This is a genomic window from Streptomyces sp. NPDC059499, from assembly GCF_042749285.1.
Lineage (GTDB): Bacteria > Actinomycetota > Actinomycetes > Streptomycetales > Streptomycetaceae > Streptomyces.
This window is the reverse complement of record NZ_JBHYTT010000014.1, coordinates 151,678-176,771: the sequence shown is the minus strand read 5'-3', so window position 1 is coordinate 176,771 and position 25,094 is coordinate 151,678. Positions and strand designations below refer to the sequence as shown.

Below are 25,094 nucleotides of genomic sequence, written 5' to 3'. Positions count from 1 at the left end.
GTGTTCATGCCTTCCGCAAAAGGTAGTTGGGGCCGGTGGTGTAGTGCTTATTGATGTCGGCGGCGCCGGACCGGGCCTTGGTGAGCAGGGTGCCGGCCGTCACCATGGCCTTCACGGGCAGCTCGGGTGCTTCGAGGACGCGGGCGCGCAGCACGGCCGCGGCGCCGGGCATGGTGACGGCGGTCCGGTCGATCGCCTCCGCGAGCCGGTCGCGTATCAGCCCGAGCAGCCGGTCGAGGGGCGCCGTGCCGTGTGCGGCGAGACCGAAGGCCAGGGAGCCCGCGCAGAGGTGGACGGTGATCGTGGTGAACAGGTCGGCGACCGGCGCGTCCTCCGTGCCGCAGATCCGCCCGTCGGCGAAGCCGAGGCTGTCGGCGGTGGGCTCCGCGCACCCCCATGCCTCGGCCAGCCGCCGGGTGTGGACGCGCGGGCCGTCGTTGTCCTTGAGGAGCAGCCGGGGCCCGTCCGTTCCCCCGCCGAGCACGAGGGAGACGTTCTGCTGATGGGACTCCAGGGCGATGCCGTGGCCGAAGAGGGTCGTCTGCCAGTCCAGCAGCAGGGTCAGTACGGCGTCGGCGAGGGCGACCGGGTCGCCACCGTGGAAACGGTCGGCCAGGTGCTCGATGACCGGGCGCCCGTCGGGGGCGGGAGCCGGCAGTGCGGCGAGCGGGAGGACGGCGGCGTCGTCGAGCCCGGCCGGCTGGGTACGGCGGAGTACGGCGAGGAGTTCGTGTCCGGCGTGGGCGTAGTTGGTCTCGTCGGCGAGCAGGACACGCCCCGCGAAGCGGGGTTCGCGGCGCAGCACGCCCTCCAGCAGGCGCTGCCCGGCGGCACCGTCGCGCAGTGAACCAGGGGTGACGGTACGCCGGTTGAGCAGCCCCAGGGTGGCGGTGGCAAGGGGGAGTTTGAGGTGGGTGTCGGGCAGGACCGCGAGCGCGACGGTCCGCATGGACAGGGTCGGGACGGCGTCGAGCATGGGCCGCTCGGCGAGGACCGCGTGCCCGGCGAGACCGGTTACGGCCAGGACGTCGCGCAGGCGGCCGGCGGCGGTGAGGGGGTGGACGGGCAGCAGGACGTGCCCCTCGTGGTGGCCGGCGGGCAGTCCCAGTTCGGCGGGTGTGGGCCAGCCGTCGTGCAGGGGTACGCCTCCGGTCTCGGAGGCGGTGTACGGCGCCGGGGCCGCGTCGGGCCCTGTTCCGGGGGCCACGGTGACCCGCCCGGCGGGCAACGACAGCCAGCGGAGCGCGAAGCGGGGGTGGAACTCGGGTGCGTAGGCGCGCAGTTCCCGTTCCCCCAGGCCCTTTCTGCCCCGGGACACGGGGTGCACGGGGTGGTCGGTCCGGGCGGCGAGGGTGTCGTGGGCGAGGGCTCCGGTGTGGCCGCGCCAGTGGGCCGGATCGGGCCCGTGGCGGTCCGTCAGCCGGGCGAGGACCGGGGCCCGGGTCGCGGCGTGCAGTCGGCGGGCCGCGAGGTCACTGCGGCACTCCTCGGCGAAGGCCGCGTAGCCGGGCGCGTCCTCCGGCGCGGCGAGCCGGGCCAGAGCGTCGAGCACCTCGTCGGTGGTGGCCAGGTCGGTGCCGTCCGGTTCCTGGCGCAGGAGGGGCAGCCGGGCGCCCCAGGTCCCCTGGAAGCCGTCCTCGCGCACGGGGAGGAGCAGGGCGCTGCCGGGACCGGTGGCGAGCCGCAGCCAGGGACCGTCGGTGCGGTGGAGGAGGGTGGAACGGGTGCGCAGCCCGGCCACGTCCTCGCGCAGCAGGGCACCGAGAACCCGCAGCAACTGGTGGGCTGCCGAGGCAGGGCGCGCGACGGCAGGGGGTTCCGCGTCCCCGTACCGGGCGGCCGCCCCCGATTCGCCGGAGGTACGCGACCGGTCGGCGGTCACGGGGTGATCTCCCACCGCTGGGCGGCGAGGAACGCGTCGGCGGCGCGGTCCACGGAGTCCTGGTCGGGGCCGACGGTCCGCAGGATGCCGAGGTAGTCGCGGTTGGTGCGGTGCAGCGGGTGGCGCTCGCCGGTCGGGCGCATGGGCCGGTAGGTCAGGCGCACGCCTCCCTCCGCCCGGTCGACCGCGCCGGGCGCGGAGGTGAGAACCCCTGCCCGGTCGGCGCACGGGGAGTCGATCCGGGCGGCCCGCCCCGTGCGGGCACCTAGGCTCTCCGGCAGGGCCTCGCCCAGATGGGTGGCCAAAATGTGGTCGAAGAGCGGGATGTCGAGCAGTTCGGCGAGAAGCAGGTCACCGTGGTCGCCGATCGCCCGGTAGTTCACCTCGATGATGCGCGCCCGGCCCTCGTGGACGACGAACTCCGTGTGACAGGAGCCGAATCCCACACCGAGCAGCGCGAGCTGTTCCAGGATCTGCTCGCGTACGGGGGCGGGGTGGCCGGGGACGTAGGTCAGCCGCTGTTCGATGAAGTGGGGCGGCGGCGAGAGCCGGGTGTGGAATCCGCCGAGGACGTGGAGGCGTCGGCCGTCGCCCAGGGTCTCCAGGGTGTAGAGCTCGCCGGGCAGGAACTCCTCGACGACCAGGGCGGCGTCCGGCCGGCGTGCACGGATCTCCGCGCACAGTCGTAGGAGTTCGGCGGGGTCCTCGACGCGTACGACATCCTCGCTGGCGACGCCGTCGCGCGGTTTCACGACGCAGGGATACACCACTCCCCCGGCCTCGACGCACGCGGCCGGCGACTGTCCGGGGAGGATCTCGACGGAACGGACGGGTTCGGCCCCGGCGGCGGCGAGATGGCGGCGCATCAGGGCCTTGTCCTTCGTGCGCAGCGCGGCCCGCCAGTCCTTGCCGGGCAGGCCGAAGAACTCGGCTGCGAGCGCGCCCTGGGTCTGGAGGTGGTCACTGTTGGTGAAGACAGCGGCGGGCTGCCCGTGCCGGGAGATGTGGGTGATCACCGCGCGGTGGTCGCGGACGTCGCAGGCGGCGACCTCCACGTCCGGCCCGAGGGCACCGGGTGGCCCGTACACCTCCGGCTGGTCGGTCAGCAGTGTCACGGACAGGCCGAGCCGCCCGGCGGCCGGCAGGAAGCCGCTGATGACCGAATCGGTCGGATTGAGGGCAAGCAGGTACGTCTGCATGGGCGGTCACTTCCGGCGCGCTGGTACGACGAGAAACGAAAGAGAGCTTAGGTTAGGCAAACCTACTTTCACCAACTGATCGACACGCACGGGGGGTTCATCGACCTGTGGGTTGATCGGTAGTAAGGTGAGCCTCCCCTAAGTCGCGCGCTCCGCCGGGGCTGTCGCCCTTCCCGTGGATCGCGCCTGCGCATGTATGCGCACCCCCTCTAGGAGACTTCCGTGATCCTCGCCCCGGCACCGGCGCCCCTCCGGCCCGCCGAGAGCGCCTCCGCCCTCCTCGCCTCCACCTACCGCCGCCTCACCGCTCTCTGTCCGGGGCTGGACGCGGAGGTCGCGGGGCCGGGTGCGCCGGCCGGGCAGAGCTGGGTCGATGTCGCCGAACTGGCGCTCCGGCCCGGACTGCTGGACGCCTTCCTCGAGACGGAGGCCGCCCGGATCACGGAGCGCTACGACCACCGGGCGCGCCCCGACGTCGTGGCCTCCCGCCTGTTGCACGACTGCCTCTGGTCGTTGTGCCTGCTGCTCAGCGGGCCCTGGTACCTGGACCGCCGGGTTCCGCTGCCCCGGCCGGAGGATGTACGGATCGGCCGGTGCGAGGACCGGTACCAGGTGGTGCCCGGTACGTTCGCCTGTCTGCCGGGCGACCCCGCCGAGGGGCTTCCAGGGGTGCGCCGGGTGTCGGACGAGGCGGCGCTCGGGGACGCGTTGCGGACGGCGGTCGCCGATCTGGTGCGCCCCCTGTGCGCGGCTCTGGGCCCCCGGGTGCGTCGCGGGCCCCGGGCGCTGTGGGGCATGGTCGAGGACGACCTCGTGTCGGGCATCTGGTACGTGGGACGCATGCTCGGCGAGGAGGAACGGGCGGTCGGCGCGGCCGGACGGCTGCTGCCGGGGCCCGTCTCACCGTTCCCGGCCGGCGCCGGTTTCCGGGACCTGACGGGCGCGGACGGCAGGTCGTACCCGACGCGGGACCGGGCGGGCTGCTGCCTCTACTACACGATCCGCCCCGCGGAGGCGTGCGACACCTGCCCCCGCACCTGCGACGCCGAACGGCTGCGCCGCATCGAGGCGGAAGAGGCCCCGGCCGCCGGGTGACACGGCGCATGACGGAAGGCCGGCCCGGGAACCTCTCCCGGGCCGGCCTTCCGTCATGAAAGGGCCGGTGTCAGCCGATCTCGATGAGCAGATCGCCCGCCTCGACCTGCTGGATCCGTCCGATCGCGAGCCGCGCGACCGTGCCCGCGCGCTGGGCGGTGATGGAAGCCTCCATCTTCATCGCCTCGATGGTGGCGACCGTCTGGCCCGCCGACACCGCATCACCCTCCGCCACCTGGAGCGTCACGACGCCCGCGAACGGCGCCGGGACGTGCCCGTCGTTGCCCCGCTCGGCCTTCTCCGCGGCCTTGACCTCGGTGGCGACGGACGTGTCCCGCACCGCGACCGGTCGCAACTGGCCGTTGAGCGTGGCCATCACCGTACGGAAGCCGCGTTCGTCGGCCTCCGAGATCGCCTCCAGCTCGATCAGCAGCGTGACACCGGCCCCCAGGGTGACCGTGTGCTCGGTGTCCGGCTCCAGACCGTAGAAGAAGTCCTGCGTGGGCAGTACGGAGGTATCGCCGTAGGCCTCGCGGTGGGCGTCGAACTCCTTGGTCGGGCCGGGGAACAGCAGCCGGTTCAGCGTCGCCTTCCGGTTCCGGCCGAGTCCTTCGCGGTCCTCCTCCGACAGGGTCGCGGCCTCGGACCGCGCGGGGCGGCCCTGGAGTGCGCGCGTACGGAAGGGCTCGGGCCAGCCGCCGGCCGGGTCGCCCAGCTCTCCGCGCAGGAATCCGACCACCGAGTCCGGTACGTCGAACTTGCCGGGGTCGGACTCGAAGTCGGCCGCACTGACCCCGGCTCCGACCAGGTGCAGGGCGAGGTCGCCCACCACCTTCGACGAGGGGGTCACCTTGACCAGCCGGCCCAGCATCCGGTCGGCCGCCGCGTAGCAGTCCTCGATCAGCTCGAAGCGGTCGCCGAGGCCGAGCGCGATGGCCTGCTGACGCAAGTTCGACAGCTGCCCACCGGGAATCTCGTGGTGGTAGACACGTCCGGTGGGCGAGGCCAGTCCCGACTCGAAGGGCGCGTAGACCTTGCGTACGGCTTCCCAGTACGGCTCGAGTCCGCCGACCGCGTCCAGCGAGAGCCCGGTCGCGCGCTCGGTGTGGTCGGTGGCCGCGACGAGCGCGGACAGCGACGGCTGGCTGGTGGTGCCCGCCATCGAGGCGACGGCCGCGTCGACGGCGTCCACGCCCGCGTCGATCGCGGCGATCAGCGTGGCGAGCTGGCCGCCCGCGGTGTCGTGGGTGTGCAGGTGCACCGGAAGGTCGAAGCGCTCGCGCAGCGCGGTCACCAGGGTGCGGGCGGCGGGCGGGCGCAGCAGGCCGGCCATGTCCTTGATGGCCAGGACGTGCGCGCCCGCTTCGACGATCTCCTCCGCGAGGCGAAGGTAGTAGTCGAGCGTGTACAGCTTCTCGGCCGGGTTCGACAGGTCCGCGGTGTAGCAGAGGGCGACCTCGGCGAGCGCGGTGCCGGTGGACCGTACGGCGTCGATGGCGGGACGCATCTGCGAGACGTCGTTGAGGGCGTCGAAGATCCGGAAGATGTCCATGCCGGTCGCAGCCGCCTCGGCCACGAAGGCTTCGGTCACCTCGACGGGGTAGGGCGTGTAGCCGACGGTATTGCGCCCGCGGAGCAGCATCTGCGTACAGATGTTGGGCACCGCCTCCCGCAGGGCCGCGAGCCGCTCCCAGGGATCCTCCGCGAGGAAGCGCAGGGCCACGTCATAGGTGGCGCCGCCCCAGCACTCCAGGCTCAGCAGCTCCGGTGCGGTCTGGGCGACGTGCGGGGCGACGGCCAGCAGGTCGCGCGTCCTCACCCGGGTGGCCAGCAGGGACTGGTGGGCGTCGCGGAAGGTCGTGTCCGTCACCGCGACGGCCCGCTGCGCCCGCAGCTCCGCCGCGAACCCCTCCGGCCCGAGTGCCGCGAGGCGCTGCCGTGATCCGTCGCGGAACGGTGTGCCCGGGGAGACGGACGGGAGCTTGAGGGCCGGGTCGATGACCTGGGGACGCGGGCCGTGGGGACGGTTGACGGTCGTCTCGGCGAGGTACGTGAGCATGCGGCTTCCGCGGTCCGCCGAGGGGCGCGCCCGGATCAGTTCGGGGTGGTCGGCGATGAAGCTCGTCGTGATGCGGCCCTCGCGGAAGCCGGGATGGTCGAGCACGGCGCCCAGGAAGGGCAGGTTGGTGGCGACTCCGCGGATACGGAACTCGGCGATCGCGCGCCGCGCGCGGCGGGCGGCGTTGGCGAAATCGTGGCCGTGGCAGGTCAGTTTGACGAGCATCGAGTCGAAGTGGGCGGACACTTCGGCACCGGTGTGGACGGTGCCGCCGTCGAGCCGCACCCCGGGGCCGCCCGGGGAACGGTACGCGGAGATGGTGCCGGTGTCGGGACGGAAGCCGTTGGCGGGGTCCTCGGTGGTGATACGGCACTGCATGGCGGTGCCGTTGAGCACGATGTCGTCCTGCGTCAGGCGCAGTTCCGGAAGTGACATCCCCGCGGCGATCCGCAGCTGCCCGATCACCAGGTCCCGGCCGGTGACCTGCTCGGTGACCGTGTGCTCCACCTGGATGCGGGGGTTCATCTCGATGAAGACGTGGTTGCCGCGCTCGTCGACCAGGAACTCCACGGTGCCCGCGTTGACGTACCCGATGTGCCTGGCGAACGCCACGGCATCGGCACAGATGCGCGCGCGCAGCTCGGGGTCGAGGTTCGGCGCGGGCGCGATCTCGACCACCTTCTGGTGGCGCCGCTGCAACGAACAGTCCCGCTCGTACAGGTGGACGACGTTGCCCTGGGCGTCGGCGAGGATCTGCACCTCGATGTGGCGCGGGTTGATGACGGCCTGCTCGAGGAAGACGGTGGCGTCACCGAACGCCGACTCCGCCTCGCGCATCGCCGCGTCGATCGACTCCCGCAGCTCGGCGGGCTCGGCGACACGCCGCATTCCCCGCCCGCCGCCGCCGGCGACGGCCTTGACGAACACCGGGAACCCGATGGAGTCGGACGCGGCGACCAGCGTGTCCACGTCGGTCGACGGCTCCGACGACTTCAGGACGGGAACCCCGGCCTCGCGGGCGGCCGCCACCGCGCGGGACTTGTTGCCGGTCAGGTGCAGTACGGAAGCGGGTGGTCCCACGAAAACGATCCCGGCCTCGGCGCACGCGGCGGCGAGATCGGGGTTCTCCGACAGGAAGCCGTATCCGGGGTAGACCGCGTCGGCACCCGCCTTGCGCGCGGCCTTGATCACCTCGTCGACCGAGAGGTAGGCCCGCACCGGATGGCCCTTTTCACCGATCTGGTAGGCCTCGTCGGCTTTGGCGCGGTGGAGCGAGTTGCGGTCCTCGTGGGGGAACACGGCCACGGTGGAGATGCCGAGCTCGAACGCCGCACGGAACGCGCGGATCGCGATCTCGCCCCGGTTGGCGACCAATACCTTGCGGAACATCAATGTCCCCTGTCGTGTTTCGGGCACAGCGGCCCCAGGTGGCGATGTCATTCCGGCTGCCGGGATCGGCATCCGCTGTCCCCGTGGACGGTACCGATCAGTAGCGTTGACGTCGATCTCCCACCAGCGGGAGATAGGTCACGCCGAGGGAATCAGGCGTGGGACCGGTGACACGGTGTCCGGGGCCGGGAGCGTCTCACGCGGCTCCGGCCACCAGCGCCCGCCGGCGGCCCTCCCCCATGAGGTGCGGGCGAACGCCGATGCGCCGTCAGGGCCGAACTGCGTTCCAGGGCCCGGGAGGTGCGGCCGCGCCCGCCCCCTGCGGGTCAGGACACCGGGACGCAGGACGGGCACAGGCCACGGTAGGTGACCGCGGCCTCGGACACCGTGAAGCCGAACCGCTCGTCGACCGGGAGATCGGCCAGCGGATCGCCGGTCGGGTGAACATCCCGGACAGTGCCGCATTTGGAGCACACCAGGTGCTGGTGCGGGCGGTGCGCGTTGGGGTCGAAGCGCTTGGCACGGCCGTCGGTGGAGACCTCGATGACCTCACCCAGGGCGACCAGCTCGCCCAGGGCGTTGTACACCGTCGCTCGGGAGATCTCGGGCAACAGCCGCACCGCACGCGCGTGCACCTCGTCGGCGGTGAGGTGCACGTGGTCGCCGTCGAGCACCTCCGCGACGACACGCCGCTGCGAGGTCATCCGCCAGCCACGTCCTCGCAGTCGCTCCAGCAGGTCACTCATATCGGTTCACCTATTCAGCCTTGGCGGGATACCCGACGTCCACCGGTGAGTGTCCGGCCTCCGATTGAGTACGAGTCTGGTGTTCTTGTTGACCTGGACTCTATCCATCGTAGGATCAGTTCCGGCGATAGCCAAGGGACAGGAAGACTCCATTACGGCAGGAGAGCGACGTGACGGGACCATCACCAGGGACCTGCGCGATGCCGTCCTGCGGATGACAACTGCCCGCGTCACGCCGCTCGAGACCCTCCGGGTGGGTGACCGCCTCGGAGTTGCCGGGGCGATCGCCTCCGGGGTGAGCGATCGCGTGGGCATCCCCGTTCAGATCCTGTGCCCCGACCGCTCCACCGCCCGTAGTTCCTGAGCAATGCGATCCGCCCAGTCCGGAAGGATTCCCATGTCCGAGAACCATGACGCAATCGTCACCGACGCGAAGGCAGAAGGCGGAGGTGGCTGCCCCGTCGCGCACGGGCGCGCCCCGCACCCGACGCAGGGCGGCGGAAACCGCCAGTGGTGGCCGGAGCGGCTCAATCTGAAGATCCTCGCCAAGAATCCCGCCGTGGCCAATCCCCTCGGCGAGGAGTTCGACTACGCCGAGGCGTTCAAGACCCTCGACCTCCCGGCCGTGAAGCAGGACATCGCGGATGTCCTGACGACCTCGCAGGACTGGTGGCCGGCCGACTTCGGCAACTACGGCCCGTTCATGATCCGGATGGCGTGGCACAGCGCGGGCACCTACCGGATCAGCGACGGCCGCGGCGGCGCCGGCGCCGGGCAGCAGCGCTTCGCCCCCCTCAACAGCTGGCCGGACAACGGGAACCTCGACAAGGCCCGTCGCCTGCTGTGGCCGGTCAAGAAGAAGTACGGCCAGAGCCTCTCGTGGGCCGACCTCATGATCCTCACCGGCAACGTCGCCCTGGAGCAGATGGGCTTCGAGACCTTCGGCTTCGGCGGCGGCCGCGCGGACGTCTGGGAGCCCGACGAGGACGTGTACTGGGGTCCCGAGACCACCTGGCTCGACGACGAGCGCTACACGGGCGACCGGGAGCTGGAGAACCCCCTCGGTGCGGTCCAGATGGGCCTCATCTACGTCAACCCCGAAGGCCCGAACGGCACCCCGGACCCGATCGCCGCGGCCCGCGACATCCGTGAGACGTTCCGCCGCATGGCGATGAACGACGAGGAGACGGTCGCCCTGATCGCGGGTGGCCACACCTTCGGCAAGACCCACGGCGCGGGCCCGGCGGAGAGCGTCGGCGACGACCCCGAGGCCGCCCCGATCGAGGCGCAGGGCCTCGGCTGGAGCAACTCCTTCGGCACCGGCAAGGGCGGGGACGCGATCACCAGCGGCCTCGAGGGCATCTGGACGAACACCCCGACCACGTGGGACAACAGCTTCTTCGAGATCCTGTTCGGGCACGAGTGGGAGCTGTTCAAGAGCCCCGCGGGGGCGCACCAGTGGCGGCCGAAGGACGGCGCCGGGGCCGGCACGGTCCCCGACGCCCACGACCCGTCGAAGAGCCACGCTCCCACGATGCTGACGACGGACCTCTCGCTCCGCCTCGACCCGGCCTACGAGGTGATTTCGCGGCGCTTCCTGGCGAACCCCGCCGAGTTCGCGGACGCCTTCGCGCGCGCGTGGTTCAAGCTGACCCATCGCGACATGGGCCCCGTCGTGCGCTACCTCGGCCCTGAGGTTCCGGCGGAGACGCTGGTGTGGCAGGACCCGCTGCCCGCCGTGACGCACCAGCCCGTCGACGCCGAGGGCATCGCTTCCCTCAAGGACCTGGTTCTCGCCTCGGACCTGACGGTGTCCGAGCTGGTCTCCACCGCGTGGGCCTCGGCCTCGTCCTTCCGCGGCAGCGACAAGCGCGGCGGTGCCAACGGCGCGCGCATCCGCCTCCAGCCGCAGAGCGGCTGGGCGGTCAACGAGCCCGACGGGCTGGCCACGGTGCTGCGCACGCTGCAGGGGATCCAGGAGTCCTTCAACTCCGGCCGGACCGACGGCACGCAGATCTCGCTCGCCGACCTGATCGTGCTCGCCGGCTCCGCGGGCGTCGAGAAGGCGGCCAAGGTCGCCGGTTTCGACGTCGAGGTCCCGTTCACACCGGGGCGGGTGGACGCGTCGCAGGAGCAGACCGACGTGGAGTCCTTCGCCGCGCTGGAGCCGACCGCCGACGGGTTCCGCAACTACCTCGGCAAGGGCAACCGCCTGCCGGCCGAGTACCTGCTGCTCGACCGGGCGAACCTGCTGACCCTGAGCGCCCCCGAACTGACGGTCCTCGTCGGTGGCCTCCGCGTCCTGGGTGCGAACCACCAGCAGTCCTCGCTCGGTGTCCTGACCGCGACCCCGGGTTCGCTGACCAACGACTTCTTCGTCAACCTGCTCGACCTGGGCACGACGTGGAAGGCGACGTCCGGGGACGCGAACACCTTCGAGGGCAGCGACGCCGCCACGGGTGAGGTCAAGTGGACCGGCACCCGCGCCGACCTCGTCTTCGGATCGAACTCCGAGCTGCGCGCCGTCGCGGAGGTCTACGCGAGCGACGACGCGAAGGAGAAGTTCGTGACGGACTTCGTCGCGGCGTGGGACAAGGTCATGAACCTCGACCGGTTCGACCTCGTCTGATCCTGCTGTCCGGGCCGGCCTTCACCGGCCGGCCCGGGCCGGCAGTACGTCCGCTCGCATGCCCGGGTGCGGTTCCGGCGCGGGGCGATCCCGGTGGGCAGCGAGTGATTGACGCAAGCATTCGGGCGATGTGACGATACGCCGATGCCTGGTCTGCACGCACGGATGGCTGTTCGCCGCGGTGACTTCACCGGCGCCGTCGTCGCCCGTTGCGCGGCTGAGGTGCCGTTCTACGGGGAACTGCCGCGCCGGACGCTCGAGGGTGAGGTGGCGCGGTCGATCACGGCGGTGCACGATCTGCTGCTGCGGGCACTGCGTGAGGACGGCGTGATGGGCCCGGGTGACCTGACCCGCCTCATCGAGTGGTCGGGGCGCCGGGCCGAGGAACGCGTTCCCCTGGAGGCGGTGATCGCCGCCTATCTCATCGGTGCCGAGGTGTGGTGGCAGGTGCTGGCCGAAACCGCGGAGCCCGAGGAGCTGACCGGCGCGGGAGCGAAGTTGCTGGCCTGCCTGCACGCGGCCATGCCTGCTGTCGTGCTCGCTCACCGGAATGCCCAGGAGGACATCCACAGCGAGGACAAGCGGGTACGGCGGGCACTGCTGACCGCTCTGCTGGCGGGACGGCCGTACGAAGACCTGGCGGAGGCGGCACGGATCACCGTGGCCGGCGGCCATGAAGTGGTCGCCCTGGCCTTCGAGTCGAGTCCGCCGTCCAGGCTGGTGCAGTCGTCGCTCGAGGCCCTCGCGGGAGTCCCGGTGCTGATGGATCACGTTGCCGGGATCGCGCTGCTGCCCAGCGGTTGCGACCTGTCCGGCCTGCCGGATTCGCTCGGGAAGGACGTGGGGCAGTCCGTGTTCGCGGCGGCCGCCCCGGCCGTGGGGCCGACGGCGGTTCCTGCCGCGGCGGCGGAAGCCGGGCGCGTACTCGAACTCGTACAGCGGCTGGGACGCCCGCCCGGGCTGTACCGGCTCGATGATGTGCTGCTGGAGTACCAGCTGGCGCGTCCAGGTGACGCGCTGCTGCGGCTGGCGGCCAAGCTCGACCCGTTGGCGGACCATCCGTACCTGCTGGAGACACTGCGTGTGTTCGTCGACCACGGGCACAACCGCCGCAGGACCGCGTCGGAGCTCTGCATCCACCGCAACACGCTGGACTACAGATTGCAGCGGGTGGGCACACTGACCGGGTTGGACCTCATGGTCCCGGCAGAGGCGCGCCTGCTCCAGGCGGCACTCGTCGCGACGGACCTCATCTGACCAGGAGGAAGCAGCCCGGTCTGCGGGTCCCGACTGTGTGCCCCGCGACGGGCCGGCCGGAGCTACAGCCAGGCCAGCAGCTCCTCCTGTCGCGGTGCCAGGACCGTGCCCGTTTCGGGGTGGTCGAAGACCATGACCGGACGGCGTGCGTCCCAGGCGGGCCAGCCCGGGTCTCCCGAGGTGGCGAAGTCGACCCACGCCCGGTGCATGACGTCGGCCAGCGGCTGAGGGGCGTCCGGCCCCGTCAGTGTCTCGCCGTGCCGGAGGTTGTCGAAGACGAAACCGATCTCCAGGGCGTGGCACGCGCCCAGGTCCAGGGTCGGCGAGCGCCAGGCGAACTCGTAGAGGAAGGTACGGGCGGGCCGGGAGTCGGCCAGCCGGTTGAGAGGTCCGCGCACCAGGAGGTCCGTGGCCATCTCGCCGAGGATCACCCCCGGCTTGGCACCTGGCCGGGTGCCCCGGTACAGCCGCGCCACCCGCCCGGGGATCCGGAACTTCAGCAGGGCCAGCCGCAGCGTGAGTCCGCTGATGCGGTCCACCGCTCCGCCGGGCACGAACCACAGGCGGTACTCCTCCCGGTTGCATCCCAGCAGCAGGTCGACCGACGGAAGCGGCGGATCGGCCGGCACCACGTCACCGTCGACCACGATGTGGAAACCGTGCCCGCCGCTGATCGGATCCGCCCTGCCGACCACCGCGTCCTGCGCATCCAGCAACCGTTCGCGGTTCACCTCGGCGAACCCCTCCGCCGTGGCGGGCACCCGCAGCTCCTTCGCCATCGCCCTCACGGTCTTCGCGCCCCGGCGGCGCGTCACCGTCTGCGGTGGACCGCTCTGCAGGATCGCCCGGCGGAACAGACCGGCCGCGCGAGGGCTGGTCGTCAGGGCGGCGATGCTGACGGCCCCGGCGGACTCTCCGCACACGGTGACGCGTTCGGGGTCTCCGCCGAAGGCTGCGATGTTCTCCTTCACCCAGGTCAGGGCGGCGATCTGGTCCAGCAGGCCGCGGTTGTCGGGGGCGTCGGGGAACACACCGAATCCCTCGACCCCGAGCCGGTAGTTGATCGAGACAAGGACCACGCCGTCGCGCGCGAAGGCACGGCCGTCGTACAGAGGCATGGCGGCCGAACCGTTGCGCAGGGATCCCCCGTGGATCCACACGATCACCGGCAGACGTCCGGCACCGTCGTCGCCACCGAGGTCAGGTGTCCAGATGTTGAGGTGGAGGCAGTCGTCCCCCTTGATGTCCACCTCGGGAATCAGCTGGTCGAGGGGTGGCCGGTAGGGGCGTTGCGGAGCGGTCGGCCCGTACTGCAGAGCGTCACGCATCCCGTCCCAGGGTTCGACGGGCGCCGGAGCACGGAACCGGTGCGCGCCGAAGGGCGCGGCGGCGTAGGGGATCGCGAGGAAGGTGGCGATTCCTCCGTGGACGCGGCCTCGGACCTTCCCTGCACAGGTGGTCGCGACGATGTCCATGTCCGTCCTTTCACGAGCGGTGCCCGCCTTCCCTGCCGGGGGCGGCGGGGAAGGCGGTGACGAGGGAGATCTGTGGGTTACGGGGTGGCCGGGACGCTCAGGGCGAGGCTGTTCCGGCGGACGTCCGACCAGGTGGTGGTGTCGGTGCAGATGCCGCAGCCCGGTCCGAAGAACTGGGCACGGGCCGTCCCGTCGCCCATGAGATGGGCGCGGAACCACGCGGTGGTCGGAGCGGCGAACGGGCCGGGGTCGCCGACGACCGTGAAGTGATCGGCCCCGCGCAGCTCGCCGTAGAGGGCCGGGATGTGGTCGGCGGCGTCGTAGAAGGCCTTGACGAGGAAGGGGAAGACGATGCTGTCCTTCTCACCGGCCAGGAGCAGCGCGGGTACGTGCACCGCGTTGATGTCGGCCAGCGGACCGGGCTGGATCGGCAGGATGGTGTCGATGCGGGGGTCCGCTCCGACGACGATGGCGGCAGCACCACCCTGTGAGTGACCCGATGCGCCGATGTGGTCGAGGTCGACGTGGTTGAGGAAGATGCTGCCCGGGTCGGCGTTCCTGCGGGTGAGCATGTCGATGCCCGCTCGCATGGAGATGCCGAGATTGGACTGCGGGGTGTTGGCGGCTGCGACGATGAACCCCTGGCCGGCCCAGTGGAGCAACAGGTCCCGGTAGACGAGGGGAACGCCGCCTGTGCCGTTGCCCCACACGATCACGGGGTGGCGGCGATCGCTGCTCGCGATGTCGCGCGGGTAGTACAGGGTGGTGATCGCTCCGACTTCCACCGCGGTGGCGTAGGGGCCGGGAGCACCGAAGTCACTGGAGGCAGTGACCGTCGGGGTGCCCGCAGGGGCGGATGCCGCCGACGCTGTGCCCGCGCCGACCGATGCGGACAGGGCGAGGGTGAGAGCGGCCAACGGGACGAGCAGATTCCTTCTCCACAGCACGGCGACTCCTGACGTCAGGGTTCACCGAGTGATTCATCCGGATCACTTCGGTGTCTGACCGCACATCCTGTGGGAGCCGTCGGCCACCGTCTCTGCGCAATCGCGGCAATCACCGACGTCGGGGTTTGTGCAACATGCCGAGAGCCGCCGGCCCGGCGGTGGTGCCATGCTGAGCCGCCGTTCGGAGGATTCCTGGTCAGCCACCCATCGCCGTGGTGGTGAAGCGGTCGCCGCAGATGCGGAGTTGGGGGGTGCGCAGGGTGAGTGCCTCCGTGGAACCGGGCGGATAGACCCGCAGGTAGTCGGGCCGGTCCCAGCAGCCCGAGTCCTCGATTCCCTCATTCAGTGTGTGCAGGGTGACGCCCGCGGTCCGTCCGGGGCCGATCACCGTCCTGTCCCTCATTCCGCCCTCGCGCTCGGCCGGCACTCCGATCACGCTGCCGTCACGCCTGATCAGTGAGACACCGGGGAAGCCGCGCAACGTGCAGGAGGCCCGGGACCGGTTCTCGAACGAGAGCCGGTAGTGGATCTGCCCGGCTCCCGCGCCGGCACGGCCCAGACTCATGCCCAGGTCTTCGGCCCTGCAGCGCGGGGAACCCGGCCCGGCCGCCGCGGGCTCCGAGCCGGCGGAGTCGTCGGGGGCGACCGTAGCCGCGGCGGGGACGGAGGCGTACCCGTCGGAGGGGCGTTCCTTGCCGGGTGCGGCGGAGCTCGCGCCGGAGGTGCCCGAGGTACCGGCGCAGCCGGCCGCCACGAGGGTGATCAAAACGATGGCGATCGGGGCGAGGAGATGCCGACGGAGGGTACGAGCCCTCCGGTCCGCCCTGCGGCTTCGCAGCCGGAGGAATCGCTCGGACGGCGACGGGGTGGTGCGCGCGCGTGAGCCCATACCTGTCGCCTGCTCAGTTTCGCGCCGTTCGAACCTGTCCGTACGAACGACGTACGGCCCCGTACCGGTGACGAGGTCCGGGCCGGTCAGTCGTTCGGGAGGTCCTTGCCGTAACAGACGCTGAACGGGTCGGTGTCATAGGGCGGGTAGGGCGGCACCCGGTGCCATCCCCGTCGTTCGTAGAGCCCCATCGCCTCCGGCTGCAGTTTCCCGGTCTGCAGGAGCAGTCGGACGGCTCCGAGCCCGCGGGCACTGGTCTCCACCGCGTCGAGCGCCGCCTTGGCCAGGCCGCGCCCTCGGTGCCCGTCGTGCACGTAGACGCGCTTGATCTCGTAGTGGCCCGGTCCGTGGTGGTGCAGCAGTCGCAGTGAGGCGGTCGCCAGCGGCCGGTCGCCCTCGTAGGCGACCCAGGTGGTGACGATCTCCTCGGCGGTCGGCGAGTCGGGCCGGCAGCCGGCGCGTTCGGCGTCGAAGGGCGCGTAACGGGGCCGCAGTTCGGCGTCCATCCTGTTGCGCAGGGCCACCGCGTCGGGGTGATCCCAGCCCGTGGCGGCCCACTGCACGGTGCCGTCGCGGGGAGCCGGTGCGCGGTCGGCCACGTCGGTCAGGGTGGCGTGGACGTCCAATGCGGTGCTCCTTGCGTCGGTATCGGCCGGTGCCGTCCGCGGACGGTGGCCGTGATCACCCGGGCCGTGCTTCCGGACGTGCACTCGCGTCCCTCGGGCCGGGGCGCGAGTGTACGTCCCTGCGGCGGGCCGTCAGCCGGCGGCCCCGGTCTCCTGACGTTCCACGCCGATGACCTTGCGGTACACACGGGCTCCGTCGCCGTAGTCGTCCACGGCGTAGTGCCAGGTCGCCCGGTTGTCCCACAGGACGAAGTCGCCGGGGTTCCAGCCGAGCCGGATGGTGTAGTTCGGCGAGGAGGCGTGCCTGAGGAGATGGTCGAGCAGCGCCTTGCCCTCCTCGGGCGTGACACCCGTGAGCCCGAGTGCGGAGGTGCTGATGAACAGTCCCTTCCGCCCGGTGTCGGGATGTTCGAGCACGACCGGATGCTCGACCATCTCAGTGACGGGGGTCCGCCTGCTGCCCTGGGCGTAGTTCTCGGGGTCGGCGTCGTAAACGGCGCTCACCGATTCGAGCAGTACCTTGAACGGCTCCGACAGGTCGTCGTACGCCGTCTGGAGATCGGCCCACAGGGTGTGCCCGCCGAGCTCGGGTACCTCCTCGTAGGTGAGTGACTCGATGGCGAACACGGGGCTCCGCCACAGCCCGCCGATGTGCCAGGTGCTCGCCTTGCCGGTCTGCCGGACGTTGTACGGGTAGACCAGCGGGTTGGCGGCGTCCTTCGCGGCAGTGGGGTGGTCGAACGGTTCCGCGAAGATGTCGACGGCCTTCACATGCTGATCAGGCGTCAGGTTCTGGTTACGGAACACCAGGACCTTGTGTTCCCGGAAGGCCTGGCGCAGGAGCTCCGCGGTCTCGGCGTCGACGGTGTCCGTGAGGTCGACGCCGATGATCTCGGCTCCGAACCTCGGTCCTACGCGCCGTATCTCATGACTGGTAACAGTGGTCATGCCCATCTCTCTCCGTTGTCGTGCGGGACGACGCACGCCTCCGTGGCGGAGGCGTGCGAACGGTGAGGACCGTCCTGAGCCGATCTCCGGATCGGATCAGGACGGTGCCTGGGTTCGTCGACAAAGGGACGCGTCGGTACGCGCCAGATCCACGTGCAATCTGCGGTACAGGGCCGGGGCGGTCACCCGACCACGGTAGTCGGACCGGTTCGCCGCAGGCGAGGGAGCGCGGGCGCCACGAACCTCCGGGCAGCCCGCTTCGGGCGTCCGGACGGCCCTTGCGGTGCAGGTCGGACGGCATCGTGTCACTCGTGTGAACATCGGCGGTCGAGTCGGTCCCGAAGGTCGTCGGCAGGCGTTCCCGCGCGGGCCGATGCCACGGAGCTCACCGACCGACTGCGGGTGAAGGGACGCCGCCGCTCCGGGCCGGCGGAAGTCGCGCGGCTGCGCCGGGCGTTGCGCGCAGTGTCGAGGAGTCGTGCACTGAATGGACAACTCCGTCCCTCGCGGGCGCCTAGTTTCGTGTCGCGGACGAGAACACCGCAGTACGCAGACCTCCGATCGGTGATGGGCGCACACAGGTGACCGCACAGCACCGCGGGGCTCCTGGACGGGATTCCGCGATCACTTGTGTACATGTGCCTGGTCCGATCCAGCCCGAATTCTCAATCGAACAAAACATGCTAGGAATATCGATGCGCAAATTCACAACAGTGTTGACGGCTCTTCTCTTCTCACTGTCCCTGGGCGTGCTGAACACCGGTACCGCACAGGCGGTGGGCTACGGATACTGGAGCACGTTGGACAACGGCTACTACCTGGGAGCCCCTCTCTGCGCCACTCCCGAGGGGAACAGCACCGCGAATGGGGCGATCATCACCCAGTGGCGTTGTACCGGTAGCGACCTGCAGCAGTGGATGCAGAGCTCCGACAACCGAATTGTGCACAAGTCGAGTGGCAAGTGCCTGACGCCCAGCGGCGATGCGAGCGGCACCAACGGCGCAGTGCTGACTCTGTGGACCTGCAACAGCAGCGCCGCATCTCAGCTGTTCGTCGTGGGGTACAGCCACACCTTTACGCAGCACGGTGGTAAGTGCATCACTCCCAAGGGCAACTCCTGGGCCGACGGCGCCTACCTCACTCTCTGGACCTGTGGAGAGCCCGCGCCGCCCGTGCAGCGGTGGAACTGACAGCCTCGTGAGCTGGGGCACTCCCAGCACGCTCTGACTCGGGGACGCCGAGGCCACGTGCCACGGCGTCCCCGGTCTGCCCGGAGCCCGGCTGGACGAAGTCGGCGCACGTCGTCCCGCGCGCTCGTCGGCGAGCGCCGCAACGGCCTGAGTGCGTGGCCGAAAACATGCGTCATATCCTTGCTCATGTGGCGGTGGGGAAGCACAGCTGTGCGGCAACCGGTATGGGGCTGGGGCGCTGCCACGTTTCAACGCGTGGGGGATCGCATGGGGTTGTCGGTTGCGTCGGATGCTTTCGTGGCATGCGAGGACAGGTTTGACTGGTTCTGCGAGACAGTGTCCAGCGAAGTGATGCCTGTCCAGCTCAGCGCCCGGCATACGGCCGACTTCCGGGCGGGCATCACGGACCTGGATCTCGGCGTGGTGCGGTTGTCCGCCGTGGCTTGCTCACCGGTGCTTTCGCGCCGCACTTCGGCACACGTCCGGCGTGGGGATCCCGAGCACATGCAGCTGGCGCTCGTCACACAAGGTGCGGTCAGGATCTCTCAGCGGGGCAATGAATCGGTGGTCGCCGGAGGACTCGTCCTCACAGACACCTCACGACCCAGCGACGGGGCCTGCACCGGCGGGCAGGTCGAGACGATAGTGCTGCAGATTCCCCGTCCGGCCCTGGCGCTGCGCCCGGACCGGGTGGACCGCCTCCTCGCACAGGAACTGGCCGCGGACGTGGGGCCAGGGGCCATCCTCGCCGACTTCCTGAAAGCAATGCTGAAACACGGAACGCGCTGTCGCCCGGAGGAACTGCGCGGCATAGGGTCCGTCGCCCTCGACCTGGCCACCGCGTTTCTCGCTCACCAGCTCGGTGACCTCGGCGAGGCGCCTGCCGAGGCGCGTGCGCAGGAGACCCTGCAGCGGATCTACCGCTTCATCGAGAACAACCTCGGCGACCCGGGTCTGACTCCTCAGCTGATCGCTGATCGGCACAACGTGTCCCTGCGGGGACTCCACGCCCTCTTCCGTGACCAGCACCTGAGCGTCGCGGCACGTATCCGCCGAAGCCGGCTGGAGCGCGCCCACGCCGACCTGGCACGCGGGGAACTGAGCGGTCAGCCCGTTCAAGTGATCGCGGCCCGCTGGGGCTTCTCCAGCGCAACGGCGTTCGGCCGGGCGTTCCGCGAAGCCTACGGGATCACCCCTACCGAACACCGTGCGCTCTCCCTGCTCGCGTCACAGCACGCAGAGCGCAGAAACCCTCCACGTCACGCACGCCACCGCATGCCGCTCCGTCCTGGGGTCCGGCTTCACATCGATCTCGACCAGAGCAGGAGTGGTGCGAGTGTGACCGCTGCTTCGTAGGAGGTAGCGGTCCTCGTGGCGGGTGACGATTCCGCGGGTGAGGACGGACCCTACGAGCTGGTCCGGCACAGTTGCCGGTCCACAAGTGTGGTCATGGCCCGCTGGGTGTCCCGGCTGCCGTCGCTGGTGCCGTACACCACGGCGGTCCGGGTCCCGTGCCGGGTGGCGCCGGCCCAGGTGACGTAACCGAGCAGTTCGCCCCGGTGACCGAAGTAACTGCCGCCGCAGGACAGCCGGATCTCGGCGAGACCGAGTCCGTAGTTCACACCCAGCTCGGGCGCGGGCGCGGTGGTCGTCATCTCGTCGAGCTGCGCCGGAGGCAGCAGCCGGCCGCCGAGCAGCGCGGCATAGAACCGGTTGAGGTCGTGCGTGGTGCTGATGATCGAACCGGCGCCGACGGCCATGCTCGAATTGAGTGCCGTGACGTCGGGGCCCGGGCCCGCGTCGGTGCCGAACGCGGTGTAGGCCTGGGCGTGCGGGCCGATGATGAACGGGAAGGAGCCTGGCGTACTCGTGTCCCTCAGGCCCAGCGGGCGGATGAGCCGGTCCTTCACTTCCTGTTCCCAACTCCGGCCGCTGACCTTGTGAATGATCATCGCGGCGAGGATGTAGTTGGTGTTGGAGTAGGACCAGCCCTCGCCCGGGCGGAACTTGGGGGTGTGCCGCATCGCCTTCCCCACCAACTCCTCGGGGGTGTAGGTGCGGAACCGCTCGTCCCGATAGCCGTCCGCGCTGTTCAGCGCGGGTATCTCCGGCCCGACATCGCGGATGCCGCTGGTGTGCTGCAGCAGCTGCCGCACGGTGATCCGGCTGCCGTCGTTGCCGTTGCCCCGGACCACTCCCGGCAGCCACTGCTCGACGGTGTCCTCCAGGGACATCCGTCCCTCGGCGACGAGTTGCAGCACGACCGTGGCGGTGAAGGTCTTGGTGGCGCTGCCGATCCGGAACCTGCCGTTGCGTGGCACCGGTCTCCTGGTGCCCGTCCCGGCCGTCCCGGCACGCGCGCTGTCCTGTGTGCCCGGTGACGTCACCTCGGCGGACACACCGATGGTCCCGGTGTCGTGGATCGCGTCCACCTGTTGTTGGAGCGGATCGGTCGGCTGGGGTTTCGCCGCCGCCGGCAGCCCGGTCGATGCGGCGAGGAGGACCGCTGCCAGGGCGCTCAGGGCGACCATGTCCCGCCGGCGCCTTGTTAACGCGTGCATGATGATCTCGCTTCCGTTCGGGTTGCCTGCGCCTTCGGTGTCCATCCCATCAGCGGAGAGCCGACGGTCCCATCCGGCCTTCCCCCTGACGTACCGACACGCTGGCCTCAGGGCGTGCCGGGGGTTGCCCCCCGTAGGACGCCGACAGGGGCCCGGAGTCCACTCGGACTCCGGGCCCCTCTGCCGTCCTGCGTACGGCCGGTCAGTTGCTGTCCGGTGGTTCAGGTCCTCACTTGAGGGCGTAGGCCCGGGTGATGGTCTGGACGGTGCGGCTGCCCGCGGAGTCCCAGGCCTCGGTCTTGAGGGTCACGAAACCGTTGGTGTCCGCCAGCTTGGGGTGCCACAGCAGCGCCTGGAAGGAGTTGTCGTCCTTGCGCAGCATCGCGGCGGACTTCCAGGTGGCGCCGTCGTCGTAGGAGACGGAGACCTTGGCACCTGAAATCTTGGCGGAGCCGGCCCAGCCCTTGGGGCGTCCCGCGTCCACGGTGAAGGTGTACGGCAGACCGGCCCGTGCCTGGTTGAGCACGTTCAGCGGCAGGTCGTAGTCGAGCAGGACCACGGGCATGGACTCACAGAGCTTGGGCGTGGGAACGAACAGCGTGTCGCAGCCCTCGATGGCCATGGTGGTGGGTGCCGCCTGGCTGAAGTTCCACTCGGTCCGTATCTCGCGGCCCAGGTTGATGCCCGGGACATCCGTGGCCAGCTTCTGGTCGAGGACGTACCGGTAGTCCGCCTTCTCCTGCGACAACTGGCCGAAGCCGGTGATCGGCTGCCCGTCGCGGTAGAAGCTCCAGGTGGCGGTCTGACCCGACATGGTGTGGTTGGGGTCGTTGTCCGCACCGCTGTTGCTGGGCAGCTTCTGCCAGATGTCGCTGCGGCAGAACGCGCACGGTCCGAACTCGTACTGGGACAGGCGCACCGGCCCGGCGAACCAGTTCCGGGTGTAGGACTTGCCCGGGGTGCTGAAGGTGGTGCGCAGGTCGCTCATCCGCCAGGCACTGGACTGGAAGTTGGCCGTCGCCGACGACTGGTACGACACCCCGGTGCCCGCGAGGAAGTAGTCGTCGCGAGTGGTGCCCTGGTAGAGCGGCTGGCCGACGGATCCCGTGCTCACCTGCAGGGGGCCCCAGACGTTGATGTTCTCGGCACCCAGGCGCCGGGCGCCGTCCGAGCGGAACGTATTGGTGACCTTGGCGAATTCCTTGACGTCGACGGTCTTGGCCAGGTCGGCGGGGATCCGGTCGTCGGTGAAGTGCGGGTTGTAGGTGTAGCCCGACTCCAGGACGCCCTTCAGGGCGATCCGGACCTTGTCCTTGGCCAGCAGAGCCTTGAGGGCTGCGGCGTTGTCGTACGTGGCGTGGGCGACCGGGATGGTCTGTCCGGCGGGGACGCCGCTTCCGCTCGGCCCGGGGTTCGCAGGGGCCACGATCATCGCGACGGCTCCGGCAGCCGCGGCCCTGGTGGCCTGCTCGTCGGCCTTGGTCACGTCGGCCACGGAGACCAGGACGGTCTTGCCCTTGACCGCGGCACCGGCGAAGTCCTGCTCGGTGCCGGCGCCCAGGTCGACCAGCTCGGTGCGCTTGGTGCCCTCGAAGCGCTTCGCGTTCACCGAGGACTTCAGCGGAATGGTCGTGTGCCCCGGGGACGTCACCTCCAGCTGGACCAGCGGTTCGCGCCGGGCCAGGCCGGTCTCCAGGCGCAGCGCGCCGGTGGTGGCGGCGTCACTGGGGATGGCGCCTTGCCTGAGGTCGGTGTGGTTGAGCAGGTTGCCGATGCCGGAGAAGTTCGAGTAACCGCCCGCGGTGCCGGGGTCACGGACGATGAACGCGCTCACCTGGCCGTTCTCCAGGGGCCGCTTCTCGCCCTTGATGTTCACGCTGATGTCGGTGGCGGTGGTGCCGTCGACGGTGACGGTCTGGTCCCGGTCGCTCACCTCGATGTTCGGCACGGAGTACAGGTCGGCCGCGTAGGAGATCGCGCCGCCGGCGGGTGCCGACGAGTAGATCGAGCCTTCGACGGAGTACGTGCCGAGCGGTACCGACAGGGTGGCGGTGCCGTTGTCGTACATGGTCTGGCTCTCCCAGACGGTGTTGTCCACCCCGTGCAGGGTGAACCTGAACGCCTTGGGGGTGTTTCCGAAGCGGTCCGTGGCCTTCAGCGTGACGTCGTGCTGCTCGACGGCGGTGACGAAGCCGAGTGCGGCGTGCACCGACTCACCGCTGGTGGCGGTGGCGGTGATGGATCCGCTGTAGTGGCTGGTCTTCAGTCCGTTGGGGTCGAGGGTGACCGTGACCTCGGCGGTGGAGCCGGCCGGGACGGTGACCCGGCCGTCGGCCAGGCCCGCTCCCGAGAGGGCCAGCGTGCCGGCGGGGACCTCGGTGCCGCTCTTGTCCTTGACCGATGCGGCCAGGGTCACGACGGTGTCGCTCGTGGCGTTGTTGCGGAGCGTGAGAGTGCGGGTCCGCTTCTCGTGCGTGCCCTTCTGCCACGGGATCACGCGGAAGTCGGCCGTGCCCGACAGCTCCAGCGACGGGTCGAGCGCGGCAGGTATGTCGACCCGCCCGTAGCCCTGCTGGTAGACGGTCTGCTCGGCGGCCGACTTGGCGTGCGTGGTCAGGGCCTCCTTGATGCGCTGCCCGGTCCAGTCGGGGTGGTGCTGCTTGAGGATCGCGGCGGCACCGGCCACGTGCGGGGTGGCCATCGAGGTGCCGTTGGCGGAGGTGTAGTCGGCGTCCACGGGGGTGCCCATGGTGGTACCGGCCGCGCGGGCGGCGACGATGTCCACACCCGGGGCGGTGATCTCGGGCTTCATCGCCATGTCCCCGAGCCGCGGACCGCGGCTGGAGAAGTCGGCGAGCGCGTCGGACTTGTCGACGGCGCCGACCGTGAGGGCCGCGTCGGCGGCACCGGGGGTGCCGAGGGTCGACTCGCCCTTCCTGCCCTCGTTGCCTGCCGCGATGACGAACAGGGTGTCGGAGGAGGCACTGAGCGAGTTGACCGCCTTGGTCATGACGTCTTCGCCGGGGGTGTCGGCGCCGCCGAGGCTCATGCTGATGACATCGGCGCCCTGCGCGACCGCCCACTCCATGCCGGCCAGGATGCCGGAGTCCAGACCCTTCCCGCTGTCGCTGAGCACCTTGCCGATCAGCAGGTCGGCGCCCGGGGCCACGCCCTTGTACGCGCCGCCGGCGTTGGCGCCGCTGCCCGCGACGGTGGCCGCGACGTGGGTGCCGTGGCCGTGGCCGTCCTGGACCGTCTGACCGTTGACGAAGCTCTGGCTGGCAACGATGTCCGACTTGATGTCGGCGTTGTTCAGGTCGGCTCCGGTGTCCAGTACGGCGACCTTCACGCCCTTGCCGTCGTACCCCTTGGCCCATGCCTCCGGGGCACCGATCTGCGGCACGCTCTTGTCCAGCAGGACGCTCGCCCGGCCGTCGTACCAGACCTTGGCCACTCCGGCGGTCCCGGGAACGACGCTGCTGTCGCCACTGCGGGTGAGCGAGGTGGTCGGCTTGACCGCCCGCCAGAAACCCTTCGCGCCGTCCTTGTCGACCTGGACGGCGGACAGGCCCAGCCTCGGCAGAATGCGCTGGGTGTCACTGCTCGGCAGGTCTGCGGCCTTCTGCTTCAGAGCGTCGGCGCCAGGCGTGCCCTTGAAGTCGACGATGGCCGGGACCTCGTCGGTCTTCGCGTCGCCGTAGCCGTCCCGGACCATCCGGCTGATGTTGAACAGTTCGCGGTCCACCGTGTCCGAGGCGATCGCGGCTGTCGTGTCGTCCGGGTAGACGTACAGGTCACCGTTCTGTCCGCTGGTGGTCTCGAACGTCTTGGACGTCCCGGCCGCCGACAGGATGTTGACCGACTGCCGGCCGTCCGCATCGGTGGTCAGTGCCACCGTGTCCCCGGTGATCAGGGTCAGCGTCGACGTGGTCGCTGTCTTCTTCTCGGTCGTGGGCTGCACGAGCGAGCCGCTCTGCGGGGTCGCCGCAGCAGCTGCTACCGGTAGCTGACTCGTGAGTGACAGGGCGACCGCCACTGCCACTCCGCCGACGGCAGCGGTTCGCAGCCGTCTTTCGCGGAATACGTACATCGGGTTCCTTTCGCACGCTCAACAGGCAGGCGCGCCAAAGAAAGCGATCCGGGAACAGCGTGGAGGTGACCAGCCGAACGTCCGTACGATGTCGCGCCGCCCGGAACCTAAC

Annotated in this window: 16 protein-coding genes and 1 pseudogene; 6 read left to right on the top strand and 11 right to left on the bottom strand. The window is 70.4% G+C overall.

Annotation, left to right across the window (positions count from 1 at the left end; translation table 11 throughout):
• Nucleotides 1-4 precede the first annotated feature (4 nt).
• Both ACFW9O_RS28195 and ACFW9O_RS28190 read right to left on the bottom strand, forming a co-directional pair.
• Nucleotides 5-1,882: an IucA/IucC family protein gene (locus ACFW9O_RS28195; protein WP_384613223.1), complete on the bottom strand. Its 1,878-nt coding sequence runs from the start codon at nucleotides 1,880-1,882 to the stop codon at nucleotides 5-7.
• On the bottom strand, nucleotides 1,879-3,081 hold the full coding sequence (locus ACFW9O_RS28190; protein ID WP_384613222.1) for an acetyl-CoA carboxylase biotin carboxylase subunit family protein: 1,203 nt from the start codon (nucleotides 3,079-3,081) through the stop codon (nucleotides 1,879-1,881). The genes ACFW9O_RS28195 and ACFW9O_RS28190 overlap by 4 nt, the downstream gene beginning before the upstream one ends.
• A gap of 222 nt (nucleotides 3,082-3,303) precedes the next feature.
• Here ACFW9O_RS28190 and ACFW9O_RS28185 point away from each other — a divergent pair, with 222 nt between their 5' ends.
• Nucleotides 3,304-4,176 carry a (2Fe-2S)-binding protein gene (locus ACFW9O_RS28185; RefSeq protein WP_384613221.1) on the top strand — a complete coding sequence of 291 codons (873 nt, stop codon included), beginning with the start codon at nucleotides 3,304-3,306 and terminating at the stop codon, nucleotides 4,174-4,176.
• A 70-nt stretch (nucleotides 4,177-4,246) separates the two neighbouring features.
• On the opposite strand, the gene ACFW9O_RS28180 is transcribed toward ACFW9O_RS28185, so the two are convergent.
• Complete coding sequence (locus tag ACFW9O_RS28180) at nucleotides 4,247-7,624, bottom strand: pyruvate carboxylase (protein WP_384613220.1); 3,378 nt, start codon at nucleotides 7,622-7,624, stop codon at nucleotides 4,247-4,249.
• A gap of 326 nt (nucleotides 7,625-7,950) precedes the next feature.
• Nucleotides 7,951-8,370, bottom strand: a complete 420-nt coding sequence (locus ACFW9O_RS28175) for a Fur family transcriptional regulator (protein WP_384613219.1) — start codon at nucleotides 8,368-8,370, stop codon at nucleotides 7,951-7,953.
• Nucleotides 8,371-8,584: 214 nt separating this feature from the next.
• Between ACFW9O_RS28175 and ACFW9O_RS28170 the strand changes: the two are divergent.
• The 3 genes and pseudogenes from ACFW9O_RS28170 to ACFW9O_RS28160 form a co-directional block, all read left to right on the top strand.
• Nucleotides 8,585-8,683, top strand: a pseudogene (locus tag ACFW9O_RS28170) (transcriptional repressor); the annotation flags it as partial.
• A gap of 84 nt (nucleotides 8,684-8,767) precedes the next feature.
• Nucleotides 8,768-10,999, top strand: a complete 2,232-nt coding sequence (gene katG, locus ACFW9O_RS28165) for a catalase/peroxidase HPI (RefSeq protein WP_384613218.1) — start codon at nucleotides 8,768-8,770, stop codon at nucleotides 10,997-10,999.
• 144 nt (nucleotides 11,000-11,143) lie between these two features.
• The gene (locus ACFW9O_RS28160; protein WP_384613217.1) at nucleotides 11,144-12,256 is read left to right on the top strand and encodes a PucR family transcriptional regulator; all 1,113 of its coding nucleotides are present in this window, start codon (nucleotides 11,144-11,146) and stop codon (nucleotides 12,254-12,256) included.
• 62 nt (nucleotides 12,257-12,318) lie between these two features.
• Here ACFW9O_RS28160 and ACFW9O_RS28155 read toward each other — a convergent pair whose 3' ends face one another.
• The 5 genes from ACFW9O_RS28155 to ACFW9O_RS28135 form a co-directional block, all read right to left on the bottom strand.
• The gene (locus ACFW9O_RS28155) at nucleotides 12,319-13,731 is read right to left on the bottom strand and encodes a carboxylesterase/lipase family protein (protein ID WP_384613216.1); all 1,413 of its coding nucleotides are present in this window, start codon (nucleotides 13,729-13,731) and stop codon (nucleotides 12,319-12,321) included.
• 77 nt (nucleotides 13,732-13,808) lie between these two features.
• Entirely contained in the window at nucleotides 13,809-14,678 is an 870-nt protein-coding gene (locus tag ACFW9O_RS28150) for an alpha/beta hydrolase family protein (RefSeq protein WP_384613215.1), read from the bottom strand.
• A gap of 196 nt (nucleotides 14,679-14,874) precedes the next feature.
• Nucleotides 14,875-15,444 (bottom strand): DUF4232 domain-containing protein, encoded by a 570-nt coding sequence (locus tag ACFW9O_RS28145; protein ID WP_384613214.1) that lies wholly within the window; start codon nucleotides 15,442-15,444, stop codon nucleotides 14,875-14,877.
• Nucleotides 15,445-15,653: 209 nt separating this feature from the next.
• A complete protein-coding gene (locus ACFW9O_RS28140; RefSeq protein WP_384613213.1) occupies nucleotides 15,654-16,193 on the bottom strand; it encodes a GNAT family N-acetyltransferase in 540 nt (179 codons plus the stop codon).
• A 132-nt stretch (nucleotides 16,194-16,325) separates the two neighbouring features.
• Nucleotides 16,326-17,141: a TauD/TfdA dioxygenase family protein gene (locus ACFW9O_RS28135; RefSeq protein ID WP_384613212.1), complete on the bottom strand. Its 816-nt coding sequence runs from the start codon at nucleotides 17,139-17,141 to the stop codon at nucleotides 16,326-16,328.
• Nucleotides 17,142-17,836: 695 nt separating this feature from the next.
• Here ACFW9O_RS28135 and ACFW9O_RS28130 point away from each other — a divergent pair.
• Both ACFW9O_RS28130 and ACFW9O_RS28125 read left to right on the top strand, forming a co-directional pair.
• On the top strand, nucleotides 17,837-18,331 hold the full coding sequence (locus tag ACFW9O_RS28130; RefSeq protein ID WP_384613211.1) for an RICIN domain-containing protein: 495 nt from the start codon (nucleotides 17,837-17,839) through the stop codon (nucleotides 18,329-18,331).
• Nucleotides 18,332-18,517: 186 nt separating this feature from the next.
• The gene (locus ACFW9O_RS28125; protein ID WP_384613253.1) at nucleotides 18,518-19,687 is read left to right on the top strand and encodes a helix-turn-helix domain-containing protein; all 1,170 of its coding nucleotides are present in this window, start codon (nucleotides 18,518-18,520) and stop codon (nucleotides 19,685-19,687) included.
• A gap of 50 nt (nucleotides 19,688-19,737) precedes the next feature.
• Here ACFW9O_RS28125 and ACFW9O_RS28120 read toward each other — a convergent pair whose 3' ends face one another.
• Nucleotides 19,738-20,892: a serine hydrolase domain-containing protein gene (locus ACFW9O_RS28120; protein WP_384613252.1), complete on the bottom strand. Its 1,155-nt coding sequence runs from the start codon at nucleotides 20,890-20,892 to the stop codon at nucleotides 19,738-19,740.
• Nucleotides 20,893-21,121: 229 nt separating this feature from the next.
• Nucleotides 21,122-24,982, bottom strand: coding sequence for a S8 family serine peptidase (locus tag ACFW9O_RS28115; protein WP_384613210.1), 3,861 nt, complete (start codon nucleotides 24,980-24,982; stop codon nucleotides 21,122-21,124).
• Nucleotides 24,983-25,094: the final 112 nt, after the last annotated feature.